The organism is Mycobacterium branderi, assembly GCF_010728725.1.
GTDB lineage: Bacteria > Actinomycetota > Actinomycetes > Mycobacteriales > Mycobacteriaceae > Mycobacterium > Mycobacterium branderi.
The window spans coordinates 1,712,968-1,731,485 of record NZ_AP022606.1 but is presented as its reverse complement, the minus strand read 5'-3'; the positions used below and the strand labels follow the sequence as shown (position 1 = coordinate 1,731,485).

The window sequence follows — 18,518 nt, the reverse complement described above, 5'->3', positions numbered from 1 at the left end:
AAGACATTGGCATAAGTGTGTGGCCCAGCGTCAGCTGGTGTCGAAGGCTCGTCTAGTCATCACCGCTGTTGTCATCGAAGGCCGTAGCCAATCTGACGTGGCCGGCGATTATGGGGTTTCCCAGAGCTGGGTCAGCCGACTGGTGGCCCGCTACCACCTTGAGGGCGAGGCCGCGTTCGAACCGCGCTCGCGGCGGCCGCACACCAGCCCGCAACGGCTCGCGCAGAACACCATCGACGTGATCATCGAACTGCGCAACACATTGGCCAGCAAAGGCCTCGATAACGGCGCGCACACCATCGCCTGGCACCTAGAACACCACCCTGCGCTGACCGTTTCGCCCGCCTCGATCCACCGCCATCTACGCGCGGCCGGGCTGATCGAACCGCAACCGCAAAAACGGCCCAAATCCTCCTACATCCGCTTTGCCGCCGAACAACCCAACGAGCGCTGGCAAGGCGACTTCACCCACTGGTGGCTAGCCGATGACACTCACGTGGAGATCCTCGACTGGCTCGACGACCATGCCCGCTTTGCGCTCTCGCTCACCGCCCACTACCGCGTCACCGGACTCATCGTCCGCGACACATTCCGCAAAGCCTGTGCCACCCACGGCATTCCGTACTCGACCCTGAATGACAACGGCATGGTCTTCACCACCCACCTCGCCGGCGGCAAAGGCGGACGCAACGCCTTCGAAAACGAACTCCGTCGACTCGGTGTCGCCCAAATCAACTCCACTCCCAACCACCCCACCACCTGCGGCAAAGTCGAACGCTTCCACCAGACCCTCAAAAAATGGCTCACCAACCAACCCCGCGCCACCACCACCGCCGAACTACAAACCCAGCTCGATACCTTCCTCGACGAATACAACCACCGCCGACCACACCGCTCCCTGCCTCATCACACCACCCCCGCCACCGCCTACACCGCCCGGCCAAAAGCCAACCCAGCAACACCGATCGACACCCACAACCGGGTACGCACCGACCGCATCGACCAATTCGGAAAACTCACCCTGCGCCACGCCGGGCGCCTACATCACATCGGACTCGGACGAACCCACGCCGGCACCCGCGTCCTCATCCTCGTCCAGGACCTCAACATCCGCATCATCAACGCCGCCACCGGCGCACTCCTACGCCAGCTAACACTGGACCCCACCCGCGACTATCAACCCCGCGGCGCGCCCACCGGCCGACCAACAAAAAAGCCCAAACCCTAAACGAGGGTTCGGACTATTCCGATGTCTTGAGACATCACAGTGGCGGTGGCGGAGGGATTTGAACCCTCCTTCTGGCTCAGGTCACGAAGCCGACCCGCCTTTGAGCTGCGAAATGACATTGAACGTAATTCGTTGGGATTGCCTGGTTTTGTGCCCAGATGTGCCCATTATGTGCCCGCGCGCAGTGGGTCCGCCAGACGATCCCCCGCGATAGAGCCATGCATCGCAAAAGGCTTCCCGCAAAATGCGGAAGGCCCCGGCGGCTGCGCTAACAGCCCCGGGGAATGGCCGAAATCTGGATAAGGAGATTCGACATGCCAGACATTACTCGTGTCCGGGCACTCTGCTGCGAATGCGGAAACCTACGCACTACCGCCGCGCGCTGGTCCCGGCGAAACGACGCCGGGCGCAGCTATGAGAACCCCGACGACCCTCGCGGTTGGCGCATGACCCGCACCATCAAGTGCTCGGCATGCAAGACAATGACTGTTCACGCATTGCTCCGTGACGACAGACCAGATCTCCGCGACACGGCCGAAGAGCGGCAGTGGCTCACACGTGAGCAGCTGCTGCGAATTTCGGCGGGCATCACGGATCGAGTTGGTCTGGAAGACCTGACCACCGACGAGCTGCGCCGACTAATAGCCCTCCTGGTGGCAGCCGACGCGCGGTGCAATGGCGGGTGGGCACGATGAGCACGGGCTGGCGACATTTGGCCGACGCAGTGATGGGAAACGTTGCCGCACCAGTCGGCGCGGTCGTAGTCGAGGAATGGGGAGACGCGTTGACACCGCAGGCCTTCCGCTTGTTCTACGGACCTACACACACGGTGGAATTGGAGCACGGCCAGACGGTTGAGGTAATCACCCGCGGGGCGCAGTCGGCCAACGGTGGCATCGAGGAATCCGGGATTTTGGTCTATGGCGGCTCTGATGACGCCATGCCGCCCGATGCGGCCCGGAAGCTGGCGGCTGCGCTGATTGCCGCAGCCGATGAGGTCGACAGATTCGCCGGAACCGAATCGGCATAGCCGGCGTCTTAGCAGTTGATCGGGCCGCTCCCACTCTCCTGGGACGGCCCGATTGCTACTCGCTACGCCTTGATACAGACCAGGTGCTCTCGCCCATATGGTTCAAGATGGTCTCCTGTAACTCCGTCTGCCATTTTCCGGACTCATAGCGGGGAGTGGCGCCGCCCTCTATCGCCCAGTGAATCGCATGCTCCACTAGCAAACGGCTCGTCGCTAGGTGTGCACCCGGGCCAAAGAGCCGCCGGAGATGAATATGCGGGTAGTCGACATCGCTCTCCTGCGAATCTGGGTGCCAGTGCATGGCCCACAACTCGCCCTTGCCTGGCTCTCCAACCGAATAGTCATAGCTCCGCGTCGTCAGGCGAACTCTTCCGCCGTACTTCGCTGGGTCGCACTCGACGATCTCCAAGGTCTGCGAAGCCTCAAAACGCGTCCCAGGGCACCCCGGCAACTCAATCCCGACGTATTCGCCAGGGCCGAGCAGGAGCCAGGAGCACTTCGCACCGATCGAATGGTCCGGTGCCAGGAAGTCGACTCGAACGAAGGCATTGAGACAGCGAAAAGCGCGTTGCAGATCAGCGCGGTAGTTGGCGACGGCGTCGCCAACGTTCCTGCCAGCCACAAGCTTTCTGCCGGGCCGCTAAATGCCGGCGAAGGGAAGGATGGACAGGACTTTGGACAGTCCCTGAACAGAGTCGACGTCCACACCCCGGTAAGCACCGTTGAGGTAGTTCTCGACAAACTCGTGCCCGGAGATGTGGAGCTCGCGCTGACAGACTTGGTCGAAGCGCTTGAACGCCTGGTCACGCTCGATGTCGACTATCTGAACATCGTCAATCAAGCTTGTCATCGTCGCCTCCTTTCCCCGCCTCAATTATGCACGTTTGCACCGTCTGGGGCAGCACCGCGCGCTTACTGGGAGCTGCGGATGACCGGTGCCTCCGCGACAAGCGCGTAAATCCGGGCGATCTTCTCGAGCTCCTGCAACCGATACCCCTGGTCGTCGGGGTTCTTCGAGACAAGCTCTTCAACCTCTTTCGCCACCTGGTTGTACAGCGCCTTCGCTGCGGCGCTCTTCTCGTTGATGCCAGCAGTTGGCATTGGAAACCCCTAATCGTCATCGTCGGTAGTGCGCCGTCGACGGTACTGCTGACGGACGACACCTTGGCCTCAAATGACGCTGCGAACATCCTGTGACTCGACCCCCGGGCCTGACCTCGCTAGCTGCCACCGTGAACACTGACCACGCCAAGAGCCGGCCGCCTTTTTGGATGGCCACCATGGGCGACGCCTGCAACCGTGGCCCGTCTATCCAACGCGTTTTTTCCACACCAACCCACCCCGGAGAGCCCGGTTTTTTGGGAGAGCCCTCATCGCGACCCGCATCCAGGGAACTTCCCGCGCAGACGGGTTCCGGCGTCGTTTTGATCCGCCTCAATTTGGTTTCGCTTTTTTTCGATCCATCTCGGTCGAAATTCGATTGAAGACAGCCGTGGCCGATCCACTCAGGTCAAAAGCCGCACCCGAGCTGCCCGTAACAGCCCGCGGGCACTGTGCAACCGGCACTCACGATCGCCGTGAGCGCGAGGACGAGGGCGAGATAAATGCGCGTGACCATGGCTGGAGCGTACGGCGGTGGAAGTGCTGCGACAGGCAAAATTGGTGACTAGCTTTGATCCCGGCGACGCAATGACTGAACAGCGCGGCCCGGCGTATTGGTTACCGTGGACACCCTCGGGCGTCCCGATCTCATACAGGCATGAGCGGGACGATGATGCCGCCCCACGTGTAGGTGGTGCTCGCCCTAGTGGCCGAGAAGGTCAGGGTGCCGCCGTTTCGCGGTGATTTCGCCTTCTTCTTCTGGCCCCCAGGTGGCACAGGAGATGCGATGCGGCCCTGCGATCGCCCGGCTCGCCTCTATGCGTTGTTCTTGGCAGGTTTCAAGCCGCAGCGCCCAATGCTGGGCAGCTTCGTACAGTGCCGCGAGCTTTACGGGGCCGCCCTCGAGCGCGCACCACTCGGGAGTGCCAACCGTAGGCCAGGAGCCAACGATTCTCAGGAACGGTTGCGCGTACTCATACACCGACCACCACGACACCTGTTGCGATTGAATCGCTTTCACCGCTGACCACCGATCTTGCTACGGCACACAGGCCCGAGATGAGTTCGGACAGACACTGGAGCCACAAGCCATTGATTGCAGCGAGTGCACCGCGTGGCCAGGCGGAATCCGCGTTCGGCTGCGGCGATCAACACGTCAATGTCGGCGCGATCCTCGGGCGTCAGCGGTTCGTGCGGCTCCTGGTGCCAGGGGACGGTAAACTGCATGTCACTGGTGTTGTTGCGAGAGGGCCGGTTCTGTGGTGGGGCCGGCCTTTTTCGTGTTTTCATGCGGCGTCCTGCGGGGGCCGTGCGGCGGGCGCGGCTGCGCGATCAGTGCGAGTGAAGCGGCTCTCTTCGAGCCACGCCTCAATGTCGGCGCGCCGGTAATAGATCCGGCGGCCGTCGTGGCCACCCAGTCGGATGAAAACCGGGCCGTTGCCGCGGTGTCGTTTCGCCGCCCAGGTCTGATCGGTCGTGCCGGGAAATAGGTTCTTCATCTCCGAAGCGGGGATGATGTCGTCCACCTGCTTACTCCTATCATGATGATCGTGTCATATAACGACACGACAGACTTCCTCTTCATCATGAGTGAATCCGGAGAAATGTCAAGACGACATGGACAACGATCATGATGATCGTGCATACTCACAGAATGACGCCAGATAAGAGGAATCCCCTCGGCCCGACGGGCGAGACCGTGCGAGCCAATCTCCAGCGCTTGCGAGAGGGCAGGAACCTTGGCTACATCAAGCTCGCCCGTATGCTCGACGAGATCGGACGGCCGATACCCGAGCTGGGGCTCCGCCGCATCGAAGCGGGCGATCGGCGCGTAGACGTCGATGACCTGATGGCTTTGGCTGCGGTGCTTGGAGTTTCACCAATCAGCTTGCTACTGCCAGGAATGCCCGGCGCCGACCAATCGGACGATCCGGTGGCCGCGCCCGGCGAGGAAGTCACGGCGGGCAGGCTGTGGCTGTGGCTGAAGGCAGACGAACCGCTTCCCGGCTACACGCGCCCACGACGGGGGTTCTGGGTAGATTCCCGACCTGAGTGGGATCCAGGCCCAGGAGATCCCCGGCTGTGGTCGACGGAGGCATCCGATGGCGACGATTGAGTCCTACGAAACATCAACTGGCGCAAAGCGGTACATGGTGCGCTACCGGACCCCACAGCGCACGCAAACGAAGAAGCGTGGCTTCAAGACGAAGCGCGACGCTCAGGAGTTCGCGAACACGGTCGAAGTCGAGAAGATGACAGGCCAGTACGTGGCGCCGAGTCTCGGAATGATCACCGTCGGCGAGCTAGCACCAGCATGGTTGTCGCGCAAAGAATCCGACGTGGCTCCGTCGAACTACAGGACGCTCGAATCCGCTTGGCGCATCCACGTCAAGCCGGCATGGGGTGCAACCCGTGTCGCGGATGTCGACCTCGCCGCGGTCGAGCAATGGATAGCGAAGATGCGCAAAGGGTCCGGGTCGACCACCGTGGTAAGGGCCTACGGCGTGCTCGCCGGCATCCTCGACGATGCGGTGAAGTCGCGTCGGCTCGCTGTGAATCCCAGCAGGGGTGTCGAGAACTTGCCGAACAAGAGCGGCAAGCGGCGCGTCTACCTCACGATCGAGGACGTCGCGAGATTGGCAGCCGAGTCTGGCCACCACCGCGCCCTGGTGCTCACGCTCGCGTACACCGGAATCCGCTGGGGCGAGGCGGTTGCCCTTCGTGTGCGCGACGTCCAGTTCCTCCGTCGTCGGCTCAGCGTCCATGACAATGCCGTGCAGCTCGGAGTTGACCACGCCGTAGGACAGACGAAGGGACGCAAGGAGCGGTCGGTCCCGGTCCCTCAGTTCGTGCTCGATCAACTGGCGGTGCAGTGCGAGGGTCGCAAGCTCGACGATCTCGTGTTCGGTGACGGCACGACATATCTGCCGCGGCCGAAGTCGGTGGACGGGTGGTTCGCCGGGGCCGTGAAGCGTGCCAAGGTGCAGACCATCACGCCCCACGACTTGAGGCACACCTGCGCCTCGATCTCGATCAGCTCCGGCGTGAACGTGTTGGCCTTGTCGCGGATGCTCGGGCACAAGTCGGCAAAGGTCACCCTGGACACCTACGCGGACCTGTTCGATACCGATCTCGACGCCGTGGCCGAGGCACTTGATTTGAAGTGTGCCCATTCCGTGCCCAAACCGCGCCCAGCGGATGCAGCGGGGGCCTGAAATGAGCCAGTCACCTGCTAGAACAGGCGAAGAGCTTTGGCGGTGGCGGAGGGATTTGAACCCTCGGACGGGGGTTACCCGTCACACGCTTTCGAGGCGTGCTCCTTAGGCCGCTCGGACACGCCACCGCCGGACAGCTTACCCAAGCGCCCCGGCTCACCCCAATCGCTGCCGGGCGAAGAAGTCCTCCAGCAGCGCCGCGCACTCGTCGGCCAGCACCCCGCCGCGCACCTCAGGGCGGTGGTTGAGGCGCCGGTCACGCACCACGTCCCACAGCGAGCCGACCGCGCCGGTCTTGGGCTCCCACGCTCCGAACACCAGCCGCCCCACCCGCGCCATCACCAGCGCGCCGGCGCACATCGTGCACGGCTCGACGGTGACCGCCAGCGTCGCACCCTCCAGCCGCCACCCGTCGCCGAGCACAGACGCTGCGGCGCGCATCGCCAGGATTTCCGCGTGCGCCGTGGGATCGCCGAGGGCCTCCCGGGCGTTCACCGCGCGGGCCAACTCGGCGCCGTCGGGCCCGACGATCACCGCCCCCACTGGAACGTCGCGCGGTCCCGCGGTGGCAGCGACCGCCAGTGCGGCGCGGATCAGCTCTTCGTCGGAGATCACCGACCGAGGCTCATGGCGGCGACCCGCCGCGCCCGGCTCCGCCGCGCTTGCGATCACCGACCGAGGCGGTCGAGCACCGCCGACAGTTCCTCGGCGAAGCCCATTTCCCGCGCGATGCGGCCCAGCTGCTCGTCGGCGTACAGGTCGGTCTCGTCGAGGATCACGCCGAGCACCGCCTCGGGCAGCCCGATGTCGGACAAAAGCCCAAGGTCACCCTCCTCGAACGGCTCGGCGTCCTCCAAATCCTCCGGATCGATGTCCGCGTCGAGGTTCTCCAGCACTTCGGCGGCAATGTCGTAGTCGAGGGCCGCCGTGGCGTCCGAGAGCAGCATCCGCGTTCCCGACGGCGCTGGGCGCAGGATGACGAAGAATTCGTCGTCGACGTCGAGCAACCCGAAAACAGCCCCGGCGCTGCGTAACTCGCGCAGCTCGGTCTCGGCGGCGGCCAGACTGGTCAACGCCTTGCGGCGCATCGGAGCGCAGCGCCACTTGCCGTCTTCGCGCACGACGGCAACGCCGAACCCGTCCGGCGCGTCCGCCTGCGCAGAGGCCCGCTCTGGTGCCATGCGCGCAACGGTAGTCCCTGACGGCGCCGCTTGACCAGCGAACTTGCCGCGAAATGTGCCAACCTTGAGGTGTGGCAAAGACACCGGTGTGCGTACTTGGGCTGGGGCTGATCGGCGGCTCGATCATGCGGGCCGCCGCCGCGGCCGATTACGAGGTCTTCGGCTACAACCGCTCCGTCGAGGGTGTCCAGGCGGCCCGCTTCGACGGCTTCGACGCCACCACCGATCTCAGCGAGGCCCTGACCCGCGCCGCCGAAGCGGGCGCGTTGATTGTGCTCGCCGTCCCGATGCCGGCCTTGCCGTCGCTGCTCTCGCACATCGCCGAATTGGCCCCGGACTGTCCGCTCACCGATGTCACCAGCGTCAAAAGCGCCGTGCTCGACGAAGTCACCGCCGCCGGTTTGCGGGATCGCTTTGTCGGCGGCCATCCGATGACCGGAACCGCGCACTCGGGTTGGGCGGCCGGACATGTCAGGTTGTTCAGCGGCGCCCCCTGGGTGGTCAGCGTCGACGATCACGTCGACCCCGCGGTGTGGACGCTGGTGATGACGTTGGCGCTGGACTGCGGCTCGGTTGTGGTGCCGGCACGCTCCGACGAGCACGACGCCGCCGCGGCCGCGATTTCGCATCTGCCGCACCTGCTCGCCGAGTCGCTGGCCGTCACCGCCGCCGAGGTCCCGCTGGCCTTCGCGCTGGCGGCCGGGTCGTTCCGCGACGGCACCAGGGTGGCGGTCACCGCACCTGATCTGGTGCGCGCGATGTGCGAAGCCAACGCCGGCCAGGTTCTGCCCGCGGTCGATCGGTTCATCGAATTGCTCACCAACGCCCGAGAGTCGCTGGCGCAGAACAATTCTGTGGCCGAGCTGGTCGAAGCCGGGCACGCCGCACGCACCCGCTACGACAGCTTTTCGCGGCCGGAGATCGTCACCATCTTCATCGGTGAGGAGAACTGGCGCGAGGAGCTTGCCGCCCAGGGCCGGGCCGGCGGAGTGATCAGATCCGCTCTGCCAAGCCTGGATAGTCCACGATGAAGCCGTCCGCGTCGACCAGCAGAGTGGTGTCGGACACCGGCGATTTCACCTTGACCTCGCCGATGCTGGCCGAACTCGCGTTGCTGTAGGTGACGACTGCTGACGTGATGGACATCTCGGGCAGGCCCAGGTAGATCACGGGCACGATGATCGAATCGGACCGCTCGTGCAAGCCGTGGCGGCGGATCGGCAACGTATTGAAGAAGGGGCTGAACACCAGGTCGACGTCCAGAGCACCGTCGAAGGCGGCCCGCGACTCCCCGCTGTGGTCGGTGACCAGCCACATGTTCTCCTCGTCGCGGGCGATGGAGAGCTGGCGTTCCCGCTCGGCCAGTGTCACCGTCAACCCGAATCGTTTGGTGGCGCCGGTCTCATCGGTCTGCAGGTCGTAATAGGCCCCGAACGCCGGCTGAGCGTCGGTGGCAGCGGCGACAATGCGGCCGTTGGCCTTGATTCGATTGCCCGACAACTGGACTCGCACCGATTCCATGCGATAGCAGTCGGGCGCACGCCAGGTCAGCATCGCCGGCCAAGCGCTCGCCGTCGCATCACGAGGGGCTGGGCTCACGCGCTATACCGTAGGCGACCGGGTCGTCGGTCGCACAGCCTGGCCGTCGGGTTGGCAACAACCGTTGCATGCGGCCGGTCCCCGGCGCCGACACCCACACCGCGAACGCCGATGCGGCATCAAGGATCAGCGCCAAAGCGGCCACCAGCAGCGCGCCGACCAGCGCGATATGGAACTGGCGCACCTTGATGCCGTCGATGAGGTAGCGGCCCAGCCCGCCCAGACTGGCGTAGGCCGCCACCGTCGCGGTGGCCACCACCTGCAGGGTCGCTGTGCGCAGCCCGCCGATGATCAGCGGCAGCGCGTTGGGCACCTCGACGCGCAGCAACACCCGCAGCTCGGTCATGCCCATCGAGCGGGCGGCGTCGACAACCTTCCGATCGACGTTGGACACCCCGGCGTAGGTCCCGGCCAGCAGCGGCGGGATGCCCAGCAGCATCAACGCGACGATCGGCGGCCCCAAGCCCAAACCCCAAATCAGCACCGCCAACAACAGCACGCCCAGGGTGGGCAGCGCGCGCAGCCCGTTGACCGCGGTGACCACAACCAGGGCGCCGCGACCGGTGTGCCCGATGACCAGCCCGATCGGGATTGCGATCAGCGCCGAGACCGCAACCGCCAGCGCGGTGTACTCCAGATGCTCCGCTGTCCTTACCGCCAAACCCGCCGGACCCGTCCAGTTGGCGGCGGTCAACAGGTAGGACAGTGCCTGCGTGAGAAAGTTCATCGCGCGCCGCCGACGATCGGCGCTCTCAGGGGCCGGATCGGCCGGCTCATCCGCGAGGCCCGCTGCCACGGTGTGGCCAGCCGGCCGGCCAGCATAATCAGCAGGTCGATCACGATGGCCAGCCCGAAGATCGCGACGATGCCGGCCACCACTTGGTCACTCTTGTCGGCCTGATAGCCCTCGGTGAACCAGGTACCCAGCCCGCCGATGCCGATCACCGCGCCCACCGAGACCATCGAGATATTGGTCACCACCACGACCCGCAGGCCGGCTACCAGCACAGGAATAGCCAGCGGCAGTTCGACTTTCAGCATCCGGGTGATCGGCCGGTAGCCGACGGCGGCAGCGGCGTCGCGCACCTGCTGCGGCACGGCGTCCAGCGCCTCGAATACCGCCCGCACCAGCAGCGCCGCGGTGTAAAGCGTCAGCGCGACAACGACATTCGCCTCGTCGAGGATGCGGGTCGGGATGAGCAGCGGCAAAACCACGAACAGCGCCAGCGACGGGATGGTGAACACGACGCTGGCAGTCACGGTGGTCAGCCGCCGCAACGTAGGTCGGCGGTGCACCGCCACACCCAGCGGCAGCGCGATCGCCAGCCCGAGCAGGACCGGCACCAGCGACAGCCGCAGGTGAATCACCGTCAACATCCACGCCGCCGGCAGGTGAGTGAGCAGATAGTGCACGGCTAGTCCTGCCGCCGGGATTCCAATGCGGACAGCACATCGGTGGCCAGCACTCCGCCGATCACCTTGCCCGCCTTGTCCACTGCCACGCCCAGCATCGACGGCGAGGCCAACGCGGCGTCCAACGCCTGGCTGAGGTTCCCGTCCGGGCGCAACTGCGACCCCACGGCGGTCACGCTGTCGGGCAACGACGCGCCGCCGCGATACAGCCGTAGGCCTTCCGCGTCGATCCATCCCAGCGGCCTGCTGTCACCGTGAACCACCAGCGTCCAGCCGTCGCGCAGTGGCGCGGCACCGATCTCGGACTCCGCGATCTGCGGAATGTCGTGCAACGGCAGGCCGTCCGCGTCCAGGCACTGCAGCCAGCGGTAACCGCGGCCCAGACCGATGAAGCTCGAGACAAAATCGTTGGCCGGACGCGACAGCAGCCGCGCGGGTTCGTCGTACTGCTGTAACGAACCGCCCGGCCCGAACACCGCGATGAAATCGGCGAGCCGGACCGCCTCGTCGATGTCGTGTGTGACGAACACGATGGTCTTGTGCAATTCGCTTTGCAGACGCACGATTTCGCGTTGCAACTCGCGCCGGACTATCGGGTCGACGGCGGAAAACGGCTCGTCCATCAACAGAATCGGCGGATCGGCCGCCAGCGCGCGGGCCACGCCGACGCGCTGCTGCTCGCCGCCGGAGAGTTGCGCGGGATAGCGGGTGGCCAGCCTGGGGTCCAGGCCCACCCGCTCCAGCACCTGGTAGGCGGCCCTACGTGCGGCACGACGCGACTGGCCCTTGAGCACCGGCACCGTCGCGACGTTGTCGATCACCCGTTGGTGCGGCATCAGGCCGGCGCCCTGAATGACATAGCCGATTCCGAGGCGCAGTTTCACCGGATCGACGCCAGCGACGTCGGCGCCGTCGACGGTGACCGTGCCCGACGTCGGCTCGATCATCCGGTTGATCATCCGCATCGAGGTGGTTTTGCCGCAGCCCGAGGGCCCGACGAAGACGGTCAGTGCCCCCTGCGGTATGTCCAGGGACAGATGGTCGACGGCGACCGTGTCGTCGGGGTAGACCTTGCTGACGTTGTCGAAGCTGATCATTGCCGGATCGGGTGGTCGAAGCCGTTGTCTCGCACCCACTTTCGCGCGGCCTCGTCGGGGTCGACACCGGAGTTGCCGGCGACCGCCATGTTGAGTTGGGCCAGGCCGGCGGTGCTGAGCTTGGCCGACACCGCGTCCAGCACATCTTTGAGCCGATCCGACTTCTTCTGCGAGTTGACCAGCGGCACAATGTTGCCCGCCAAGAAGTTGTGGTCGGGGTCGTCGAGCACCGCCAGGTGGTTTTGCGGGATGGCCGGCGAGGTGCTGAAGATGTTGGCCGCGTTGACCGTTCCGTCCAGCAGTGCACGCACCGTCACCGCGCCGCCGCCGTCGCTGATCGCGACGAAGTTGCCGGGTCCGACGTCCAGCCCGTACTTCTGCCGCAGCCCCATGAGTCCGGACGGCCGGCTCTGAAACGCCGAGGGCGCCGCGAACCTCACCTCGGCGGAATGCGGTGCCAGATCGGCGATGGTTTTCAGGTTCCACATCGCGGCAGTCGCGGCGGTGACGGTCACCGTGTCGGTGTCGGAGGCGGGCGACGGCGTCAGGATCGACAAGTCGCCGGGCAGCCGTTTGTAGAGCTCCAATTCGACGGCGTCGAGCATGGTCACCATCGAGTCGGGCTGGAAATACAGCAGCAGGTTGCCGATGTACTCGGGAACCAAGTCGATCGAATGGTCTTTGAGCGCCGGGATATACGTTTCGCGGCTGCCGATCCCTAGCCGGCGCCCGACGTCGAAACCGTTGGCCTGCAACGCCTGCGCATAGATTTCGGCGACGATTTTGGATTCGGGAAAGTCGGCCGACCCGACGACGATCGACTGCATGCTGCCCGACATTCCCCCAAGCGGATTGGAGCTGCCGCAGCCTGCCGCCACAAGGCACGCCGCAAGCCACACCGCCGCGCGGCGTCGCAGCGTGCCCATACTTGCCGACACTATCGCCACAACCCGCGCCACACGGCGGTGATTGCTGCAAAGATGGCACCATGAGCAGCGATCCATCTGTGTCGCCAGATCAGCCGCGCCCAGCCGAAGTACCGGCGCACGACGCCGCCAAGCCACCGTCGGGTCCGCCAGTGATGTTCACCCGCGCCGGCGCGTTGTGGACGGCGCTGACCGTCGGCTTCTTGATTCTCATCGTGCTGCTGATCTTCATCACGCAGAACACGGCGTCGGGGCAATTCCAATTCCTGGGCTGGCACTGGAGTTTGCCGCTCGGTGTGGCGATTCTGCTGGCGGCGGTGTGCGGCGGGCTGATCACCGTGCTGGCCGGTACCGCGCGGATCTACCAGTTGCGTCGGGCGGCAAAGAAGCACGCCTCGGGTCGGCGCTAACGCTGGTTTCGCGGCAGCAGATCCCACACGTGCTCGGTGCAGTTGACCGCCGCGACGCTGGCCTGCCCGGACCGGGAGAACAGCAGGCGGGTCACCGACACGTAGTCGATCGGGAACGACAACAGCCGCCGGGTGCCGAGGATTTGGTGCAGCACCACGTTGATCACCCCGCCGTGGCTGAACACTGCCACCGTGTCGTCGGGATCGGCGGTGGCGACGACGTCGTCGACGGCGGCGTTGACGCGGGCCCGGAACGCGGCCTCGTCGACCGAGCTGGGTAACCGGCCCTCGGCCATCCGCGCCCACTCCGCAGGGTTCTCCTCGCGGATCTGCTCGATCGGGATATAGACGGGGAGATCGCGGTCGTATTCGGCGAACCGCTCGTCGATGTCGACGGCCAGGTCTCGTGCCGCGGCCACCGGTTCGGCGGTCTGGATGGCGCGACGCTGCGGGCTGCTGACCACCCGGGCGATCGGGAACCGGGCCAGTGCTTCGGGCAGCCGTGCGACCTGCTTGAGCCCCTCGTCGGACAGGTCGGGGTCGGCGCCTTGGCCGGGTTCGCTGCGAAGCGGCAGGGCATGCCGGACCAGGAGCAGTTGCATGCGCTCAGCCTCGCACCCGCGGCGAAGTGTGCTCGCACACAGGCAGAGAATGCTATTCTCTGTGCGGAGAGTGAGGTGTGCGGATGCTGGACGCAGGCGTGCTGGGTCGCTGGCTGGATGCCAATGACGTACCGGGCGCCGGCGAGGAACCGGCGTTGAAGCCGCTGTCCGGTGGCTCGCAGAACACGCTGTATCTGGTGGAGCGCGGCGGCGAGCGCATGGTGCTGCGGATGCCGGGCGCCCGCGCGGATGCGGCCCGCATCGACGGCCTGCTGCGCGAGATCCGGCTGGTGCGGGCGCTGTCCGGCACCGATGTGCCACATGCCGAGCTGATCGCCGCCGACGATGCCGGCGATCTGCTCGGCATGCCCTTCTACCTCATGCAGGCGATCGACGGCTGGAGCCCGATGGACGGCGGCTGGCCGGCGCCGTTCGACACCGATCTGGGGGCGCGCCGGCAGTTGGCTTTCGAACTGGTCGGCGGCGCGGCACGGCTGGGCCGAGTGGACTGGCGCGCGCAGGGTTTGGCCGGGTTCGGCCGCCCGGACGGATTCCACGAACGACAAGTCGACCGCTGGCTGGCCTTCCTTGATGCCTATCGGGTGCGCGAGTTGCCCGGGCTCGACGAGGCCGCCGAGTGGTTGCGCCGCAACCGGCCGTCGCACTACACGCCGGGCATCATGCACGGCGACTACCAGTTCGCCAACGTGATGTTCGCGCACGGGGCGCCGGCCAGGCTGGCCGCGATCGTGGACTGGGAGATGACGACCGTCGGCGATCCGCTGCTGGATCTGGCCTGGTGCTTGCTGGGCTATGACGGCGAACATCCGCGCACCGACGGGTTTTATCTGGACATGGCCGGCATGCCGGCGCGCAGCGAACTGCTCGAGCATTACGAGAACATCAGCGGGCTTTCGACCGAGAACATCGACTACTACCTCGTGCTGGCCAACTGGAAGCTCGGAATTGTGCTGGAAAAGACCTACGCTGCCGGTGTGCGCACCGGCAAGGTCGACCCGAAGATCACCGAGGCGTTCGGCCCGATGATCCTGCAGCTGATCGCCACGGCAGCTGAATTGGCTGGCGCGAAATGAGCTATGCCGAGCAGCTTTTCGACCTGACCGACCGGGTCGTGCTGATCACCGGCGGAAGCCGGGGGCTGGGCCGGGAGATGGCGTTCGGGGTTGCCCGGTGCGGCGCCGACGTGGTGATCGCCAGCCGCAACATGGACAACTGCGTGGCGACCGCCAAGGAGATCGAGGCCGAGACCGGGCGGACCGCGATGCCGTATCAGGTGCACGTCGGGCGATGGGACCAGCTCGACGGCCTGGTGGACGCGACCTACGAGCGGTTCGGCAAGGTCGACACCCTGATCAACAACGCCGGCATGTCCCCGCTCTACGACAAGCTGACCGACGTCACCGAGAAGCTGTTCGACGCCGTCGTCAACCTCAACCTCAAGGGACCGTTTCGGTTGTCGGCGTTGGTCGGTGAGCGCATGGTCGCTGCCGGGCGCGGATCGATCATCAACGTCAGCACCGCGGGCTCGCTTCGCCCGACGCCCGACATCATTCCCTACGCGGCGGCCAAGGCAGGGCTCAACGCGATGACGGAGGCGCTGGCCAAAGCGTTCGGCCCGGCGGTACGGGTCAACACGTTGATGGCCGGGCCGTTTCTGACCGACGTCAGCAAGGCGTGGGGCCTGGAGCACGCAACGGAAAACCCGTTCCGCCAGCTGGCCCTGCAGCGGGCAGGTAACCCGGCCGAAATCGTCGGGGCTGCTTTGTTTTTGGCCTCGGACGCGTCCAGCTTCACCACCGGCTCTATTTTGCGAGCCGACGGCGGGATTCCCTAGGAGGTTGCCAGATGGCGTGGGACTTCTCCACCGAGCCGGAGTTCGAAAAGAAACTCGACTGGATCCGGGAGTTCGTCCGCGAGGAGGTCGAACCGCTCGAGGTGCTCTTCCCCGGCTGCGAGTTCCTGCCGCTGAACGACGAGCGCCGCCGCATCGTCGACCCGCTCAAACAGCAGGTCCGCGGCCAAGGGCTGTGGGCCCCGCATCTCGGGCCGGAGCTCGGCGGGCAGGGCTTCGGCGCGGTCAAGCTGACGCTGATCAACGAGATCCTGGGCCGCAGCCCTTGGGCGCCAATCGTATTCGGCACCCAGGCACCCGACACCGGCAACGCCGAGATCCTGGCCCGATTCGGCACCGCCGACCAGAAAGACCGCTACCTGGCCGGGCTGTTGTCCGGGGAGATCTTCTCCTGCTTCTCGATGACGGAACCGCAGGGCGGTGCAGACCCCCGAGTGTTCACCACCCGTGCCGTCAAAGACGGTGACGACTGGGTGATCGCCGGGCGAAAGTACTTCTCCTCCAACGCCTCCGTCGCGTCGTTTTTCATTGTCGTCGCGATCACCGATCCGGATGTGCCGGTGCACCGCGGCGCATCGACGTTCCTGATTCCGGCGGGCACCCCGGGCCTGACGGTGGAAGCCACCCATCATCTGACCGGCGCGTACCCGCACGAGCCTGGTCATTCCCTGGTGCGCTACGACAACGTGCGGGTGCCGTCCGACGCGCTGCTCGGCGAGCCAGGGCAGGGCTTTTTGATCCTGCAGACCCGGCTGGCCGGGGGCCGGCTGCATCACGCGATGCGCTCGATCGGCGTGGCCCAGCGTGCCATCGACATGATGGCCCGCCGCGCGAAAAGCCGTTTCACCCAAGGCAGTTCGCTGGCCGACAAGCAGCTGGTGCAGGCGTTCATCGCGGATTCGTACACCGAGCTGATGCCGTTTCGGCTCGCGGTGCTGCATGCCGCCTGGCTGTGCGACACCGCGGGCGAGCATGCGGCCCGCGCGGAGATCGGCGCGTGCAAGATCCTGGCGTCGCAGGTGCTCAAGTCGATCGGACTCCGCGCGATCCAAGTCCACGGCGCGTTGGGGCTGACCGACCAATTACCGTTGACCAACGTGCTACTCGGCGGTGTGGCGCTCGGATTGGCCGACGGGCCTACCGAGGCACACAAGGTCAACCTGGCCCGGATGCTGCTGAAGAATTACGAGCCCGAGGACCCGGAGTGGCCCAGCGAGATGCTCGACGTCCGCCGGGATGCCGCCCGTGCGAAATACGGAGACCTCGTTGACCAGTAGCCGGGTCACGGCGGCCGTCGAGCGCGCCCTCGACGACCGCCAGCGCGAGGCCACCGAGGAGGTCGAGCGGATCTTGGCCGCGGCGGTGCGGGTGATGGAGCGGGCGGCCCCCGATCCGCCGCGGGTCAGCGACATCGTCGCGGAGGCAGGCTCGTCGAACAAGGCGTTCTACCGCTACTTCGCGGGCAAGGATGATCTGATTCTGGCGGTCATGGAACGCGGTGTCGGCATCGTGGTCTCCTACCTGCAGCATCAGATGGCCAAAGAGCCGGCGCCGCAAGGAAAAATCGCGCGCTGGATCGCGGGCGTGCTGGCCCAGGTCGCCGATCCGCACCTGCTGAGCATGAGCCGAGCGGCGGCCGGGCAGATGTCGACCACCGCCGCCGTCGACGAGGAGATCATGCGGCCGATGCGTGACCTGCTGACCGAACCGGTTGCGGCGCTGGGCAGCAACGACGTCAAGAGGGATGCGGATGCGGTGTTCTACTGCACCGCCACAGCGTTGCGTCGTTACCTGGATTTGTCCGCTCGCCCCAGTCGCGACGACATCGACCATTTGGTGCAGTTCTGCTTGCGCGGGCTGGGCGTGACGTAGTGCGAGCCGTTGTCTGCCGTCGGTACGGCCCACCGGAAGACCTTGTCCTCGAGGAGGTTCCCGAGCTGACCCCGGGCCCCGGCGAGGTGGTGGTGCGGGTGCGGGCCGCCGCAGTGAACTTTCCCGACGTGCTGCTGATCGACGGCAAGTACCAGGTGCGGATTCCGGTGCCGTTCACACCGGGCAGCGAGCTGGCCGGCGACGTGGTCGCGGTCGGAGACGGGGTCGGGTTCGTGCCTGGCGACCGGGTGAGTGGTACCGCGTTCGTGGGGGCGTTCGCCGAGCAGGCATTGCTGCGCGCCGAGGCTGTGACGCCCATGCCTGACAGCGCGGATTACGCGGCCGCGGCGGCGTTCGGCGTCGCCTACCGCACCGCCTATCACGCTCTGCGATCGGTTGCGCAAGTCGCAGAGGGCGATTGGGTGGTGGTGCTCGGCGCGGCCGGCGGGGTCGGGCTGGCCGCGGTCGACCTGGCCGTCGCGATGAAGGCCAGGGTACTGGCGGCGGCGTCGACCGAGGAGAAGCTCGAGGTGTGCCGGCAGCGTGGCGCCGAGGCGACGGTCGACTACGACCGTGAGGATCTGAAGTCCCGCATCCGCGAACTCACCGGCGGCAACGCGCGCGTTGTCCTCGATCCCGTCGGTGGGCCGTATTCGGAGCCGGCCATGCGTGCGCTGGGCCGCGGCGGTGTCTTCGTCACGCTCGGCTATGCGGCGGGAGCGATTCCGGCGATACCGCTCAATCTCGTGCTGCTGAAGGACATCACGGTGCGCGGCATGGAGATCCGTACTTTTCACGATGACCATCCGACCGAGGCCGAGCGCGATATGGCCGAACTCGTGCAGATGTTCGCCGACGGGCGGATCCGGCCCTATATCGGCGCACGGTTCGCGTTGACCGATGCTCCGGCGGCGCTACGGTATGTGGCCGAACGCAAGGCGATCGGCAAAGTCGTCGTCGAAGTCGGTTGA

Annotated in this window: 24 protein-coding genes and 1 tRNA gene; 11 read left to right on the top strand and 14 right to left on the bottom strand. The window is 65.9% G+C overall.

Translation table 11 applies throughout. The features are described from left to right. The first annotated feature begins 19 nt into the window (after positions 1-19). Entirely contained in the window at positions 20-1,228 is a 1,209-nt protein-coding gene (locus G6N47_RS08910) for an IS481 family transposase (protein WP_332108290.1), read from the top strand. Between the two features lie 691 nt (positions 1,229-1,919). Then, positions 1,920-2,258 carry a hypothetical protein gene (locus tag G6N47_RS08905; protein WP_083133602.1) on the top strand — a complete coding sequence of 113 codons (339 nt, stop codon included), beginning with the start codon at positions 1,920-1,922 and terminating at the stop codon, positions 2,256-2,258. A 640-nt stretch (positions 2,259-2,898) separates the two neighbouring features. On the opposite strand, the gene G6N47_RS08900 is transcribed toward G6N47_RS08905, so the two are convergent. The 5 genes from G6N47_RS08900 to G6N47_RS08885 form a co-directional block, all read right to left on the bottom strand. Further along, positions 2,899-3,108, bottom strand: a complete 210-nt coding sequence (locus G6N47_RS08900; protein WP_083133600.1) for a hypothetical protein — start codon at positions 3,106-3,108, stop codon at positions 2,899-2,901. Between the two features lie 62 nt (positions 3,109-3,170). Next, complete coding sequence (locus G6N47_RS08895) at positions 3,171-3,359, bottom strand: hypothetical protein (protein WP_083133599.1); 189 nt, start codon at positions 3,357-3,359, stop codon at positions 3,171-3,173. A gap of 703 nt (positions 3,360-4,062) precedes the next feature. Further along, positions 4,063-4,380 carry a DUF2742 domain-containing protein gene (locus G6N47_RS08890; protein ID WP_083133598.1) on the bottom strand — a complete coding sequence of 106 codons (318 nt, stop codon included), beginning with the start codon at positions 4,378-4,380 and terminating at the stop codon, positions 4,063-4,065. Next, the gene (locus G6N47_RS30300; protein ID WP_408633078.1) at positions 4,377-4,586 is read right to left on the bottom strand and encodes a DUF6011 domain-containing protein; all 210 of its coding nucleotides are present in this window, start codon (positions 4,584-4,586) and stop codon (positions 4,377-4,379) included. The genes G6N47_RS08890 and G6N47_RS30300 overlap by 4 nt, the downstream gene beginning before the upstream one ends. A 59-nt stretch (positions 4,587-4,645) precedes the next feature. Further along, complete coding sequence (locus G6N47_RS08885) at positions 4,646-4,885, bottom strand: helix-turn-helix transcriptional regulator (protein ID WP_083133597.1); 240 nt, start codon at positions 4,883-4,885, stop codon at positions 4,646-4,648. Positions 4,886-4,989: 104 nt separating this feature from the next. Between G6N47_RS08885 and G6N47_RS29290 the strand changes: the two genes are divergently transcribed. After that, positions 4,990-5,475, top strand: a complete 486-nt coding sequence (locus G6N47_RS29290; protein WP_179966372.1) for a helix-turn-helix domain-containing protein — start codon at positions 4,990-4,992, stop codon at positions 5,473-5,475. Continuing rightward, a complete protein-coding gene (locus G6N47_RS08875) occupies positions 5,462-6,574 on the top strand; it encodes a tyrosine-type recombinase/integrase (RefSeq protein WP_083133596.1) in 1,113 nt (370 codons plus the stop codon). The genes G6N47_RS29290 and G6N47_RS08875 overlap by 14 nt, the downstream gene beginning before the upstream one ends. Positions 6,575-6,611: 37 nt before the next feature. On the opposite strand, the gene G6N47_RS08870 is transcribed toward G6N47_RS08875, so the two are convergent. The 3 genes from G6N47_RS08870 to G6N47_RS08860 all read right to left on the bottom strand — a co-directional run bounded on the left by G6N47_RS08870 (position 6,612) and on the right by G6N47_RS08860 (position 7,755). After that, positions 6,612-6,702 (bottom strand) — tRNA-Ser (locus tag G6N47_RS08870). 28 nt (positions 6,703-6,730) lie between these two features. Continuing rightward, positions 6,731-7,189, bottom strand: coding sequence for a nucleoside deaminase (locus G6N47_RS08865; protein WP_083133619.1), 459 nt, complete (start codon positions 7,187-7,189; stop codon positions 6,731-6,733). A gap of 53 nt (positions 7,190-7,242) precedes the next feature. Continuing rightward, positions 7,243-7,755 (bottom strand): tRNA adenosine deaminase-associated protein, encoded by a 513-nt coding sequence (locus tag G6N47_RS08860; RefSeq protein ID WP_083133595.1) that lies wholly within the window; start codon positions 7,753-7,755, stop codon positions 7,243-7,245. An 86-nt stretch (positions 7,756-7,841) separates the two neighbouring features. Here G6N47_RS08860 and G6N47_RS08855 point away from each other — a divergent pair, with 86 nt between their 5' ends. Further along, positions 7,842-8,786 (top strand): prephenate dehydrogenase, encoded by a 945-nt coding sequence (locus G6N47_RS08855; RefSeq protein ID WP_083133618.1) that lies wholly within the window; start codon positions 7,842-7,844, stop codon positions 8,784-8,786. On the opposite strand, the gene G6N47_RS08850 is transcribed toward G6N47_RS08855, so the two are convergent. The 5 genes from G6N47_RS08850 to G6N47_RS08830 are packed head-to-tail and all read right to left on the bottom strand — an operon-like array spanning position 8,749 to position 12,790. Further along, positions 8,749-9,309 (bottom strand): putative glycolipid-binding domain-containing protein, encoded by a 561-nt coding sequence (locus G6N47_RS08850; RefSeq protein ID WP_083133594.1) that lies wholly within the window; start codon positions 9,307-9,309, stop codon positions 8,749-8,751. The two genes, G6N47_RS08855 and G6N47_RS08850, sit on opposite strands and share 38 nt — an antisense overlap. Before the next feature lie 25 nt (positions 9,310-9,334). After that, positions 9,335-10,081, bottom strand: a complete 747-nt coding sequence (locus G6N47_RS08845; protein ID WP_083133593.1) for an ABC transporter permease — start codon at positions 10,079-10,081, stop codon at positions 9,335-9,337. After that, positions 10,078-10,767, bottom strand: coding sequence for an ABC transporter permease (locus G6N47_RS08840; protein ID WP_083133592.1), 690 nt, complete (start codon positions 10,765-10,767; stop codon positions 10,078-10,080). The genes G6N47_RS08845 and G6N47_RS08840 overlap by 4 nt, the downstream gene beginning before the upstream one ends. A 2-nt stretch (positions 10,768-10,769) precedes the next feature. Next, entirely contained in the window at positions 10,770-11,864 is a 1,095-nt protein-coding gene (locus G6N47_RS08835) for an ABC transporter ATP-binding protein (protein WP_083133591.1), read from the bottom strand. Further along, complete coding sequence (locus G6N47_RS08830) at positions 11,861-12,790, bottom strand: ABC transporter substrate-binding protein (protein ID WP_083133590.1); 930 nt, start codon at positions 12,788-12,790, stop codon at positions 11,861-11,863. Before G6N47_RS08830 ends, G6N47_RS08835 begins: the two co-directional genes overlap by 4 nt. Before the next feature lie 62 nt (positions 12,791-12,852). Between G6N47_RS08830 and G6N47_RS08825 the strand changes: the two genes are divergently transcribed. Then, entirely contained in the window at positions 12,853-13,200 is a 348-nt protein-coding gene (locus G6N47_RS08825) for a LapA family protein (protein WP_083133589.1), read from the top strand. Here G6N47_RS08825 and G6N47_RS08820 read toward each other — a convergent pair. Beyond that, complete coding sequence (locus G6N47_RS08820) at positions 13,197-13,802, bottom strand: histidine phosphatase family protein (protein WP_083133588.1); 606 nt, start codon at positions 13,800-13,802, stop codon at positions 13,197-13,199. The genes G6N47_RS08825 and G6N47_RS08820 overlap by 4 nt on opposite strands. Positions 13,803-13,885: 83 nt before the next feature. Here G6N47_RS08820 and G6N47_RS08815 point away from each other — a divergent pair, with 83 nt between their 5' ends. From G6N47_RS08815 to G6N47_RS08795, 5 genes are read left to right on the top strand one after another with little or no spacing between them, the layout of a single operon-like run. Beyond that, positions 13,886-14,896 (top strand): phosphotransferase family protein, encoded by a 1,011-nt coding sequence (locus G6N47_RS08815; RefSeq protein ID WP_083133587.1) that lies wholly within the window; start codon positions 13,886-13,888, stop codon positions 14,894-14,896. Further along, positions 14,893-15,657, top strand: coding sequence for an SDR family NAD(P)-dependent oxidoreductase (locus tag G6N47_RS08810; protein WP_083133586.1), 765 nt, complete (start codon positions 14,893-14,895; stop codon positions 15,655-15,657). The genes G6N47_RS08815 and G6N47_RS08810 overlap by 4 nt, the downstream gene beginning before the upstream one ends. A gap of 11 nt (positions 15,658-15,668) precedes the next feature. Then, positions 15,669-16,952 carry an acyl-CoA dehydrogenase family protein gene (locus G6N47_RS08805; protein WP_083133585.1) on the top strand — a complete coding sequence of 428 codons (1,284 nt, stop codon included), beginning with the start codon at positions 15,669-15,671 and terminating at the stop codon, positions 16,950-16,952. Beyond that, positions 16,912-17,547, top strand: coding sequence for a TetR/AcrR family transcriptional regulator (locus tag G6N47_RS08800; RefSeq protein ID WP_083133584.1), 636 nt, complete (start codon positions 16,912-16,914; stop codon positions 17,545-17,547). Before G6N47_RS08805 ends, G6N47_RS08800 begins: the two co-directional genes overlap by 41 nt. Continuing rightward, the gene (locus G6N47_RS08795) at positions 17,547-18,518 is read left to right on the top strand and encodes an NADPH:quinone oxidoreductase family protein (RefSeq protein WP_083133583.1); all 972 of its coding nucleotides are present in this window, start codon (positions 17,547-17,549) and stop codon (positions 18,516-18,518) included. The genes G6N47_RS08800 and G6N47_RS08795 overlap by 1 nt, the downstream gene beginning before the upstream one ends.